Annotated in this window: 1 pseudogene; it reads left to right on the plus strand. The window is 45.1% G+C overall.

Features of this window, described 5'->3' with window-relative positions:
- Positions 1-1,291: pseudogene (locus tag ACFIQE_RS10495) on the plus strand (hypothetical protein); the annotation flags it as partial.

Here is a 1,291-nt window from a genome sequence, read left to right on the forward strand (position 1 = left end):
CATCAGCCAGCATCATCGACTGCTTCTACCATTGTTGCACCTACTTTTTCATGGACAGGTCTTTATTTAGGTGTCCAGGCTGGTGGTTTTTCGAGCAAAGCTGATATGGCTCTTGTTGGTCAAGAAAAGAGTTTACCACTAGATAAAGAGTTCTCTCCTAAACTTTCAGGTTTTGTAGGTGGTTTTTATGCAGGTTCTAATATTGATCTCGGTGATAACTTTATTTTTGGCATCGATACGGATTTAATGGTATCTGGAAAAAAACACACAAAGACCATTACCATAGGAGCGGCTGATAACACTACAGTAGAAAATGCAGTCGTAAGATCCCGCAGATCCGCAAAACCACAAACATCTCCAATCTCACAAGCAACAGCAGGAGTACAAACGCAAAAAGACACCTCAAGAGCACCTGCAGGTACAGGAACTACAACAGGAGGGACTCCAACAGCAGGATCCACGTCAGAACAATCTGTTGCAGCGCAATCCAGTCAAGCACTAACTAGATCAGTAAATACAGTTCAACAACCACAAACAGGAGCAACACAATCAAATAAAGCAGCAATAACTAGAAGTTCTGGCAATGTCAATTCAACAGCAGAAAAAACAGTGGTAGTGGGAAGGGGAAATTCAGGAGTTTCAACACCACCATTAAAAACGCCATCTGCATCGCCAATACCACAATCAGCATCCTCTAGACAGACGGTGAGTTCAGTGCAATCGCCATCGTCCTCATTGGAAAGATCAGGTACAGGACCGACATCGGTAAGCAGGGTAAATGGATTAAAATCACCTGCACCTAAATCAACATCCTCTACCACAGGAGCAAGCTCACCAGAGCAGTCAACGCTCCTATTGGCAAGATCAGACATAGGAGATCAACCATCAGTAGGAGGAACAAATGGAGTAACTGGGTCTGCAAAATCTGCAGAAACATCATCTGTATCAGCAGGGGCTGTACAAGTGCAAGCTACTCCAATAAAATCGGTTGCTGTAAAACCCGCGCCCTTTATCTCATCAACGGGAACAGAATCAAGTCAGCCAGCAGCAAAAGCACCTGCATCGGAACAATCATCATTAAAAGAAAGAACAGTACCGAGCGGAGGGACATTTGTCCTCGCGAGATCAGGATCATCTTCTGAAACAGCAAAAGCTTCCAATGGAACAAGCGGAGCCCAATACGGAGGTCATCATGGCACCCATGGTAGCGGAAATGCTAATCCACATGCTTCTCGTTCTCATGGTGGACAGAATATGGCTGGACACGGTGCACAAAGTACACAAGCGGTGG

It is taken from the genome of Bartonella sp. AA1HLJMS, assembly GCF_042197445.1.
Classification (GTDB): Bacteria; Pseudomonadota; Alphaproteobacteria; order Rhizobiales; family Rhizobiaceae; genus Bartonella.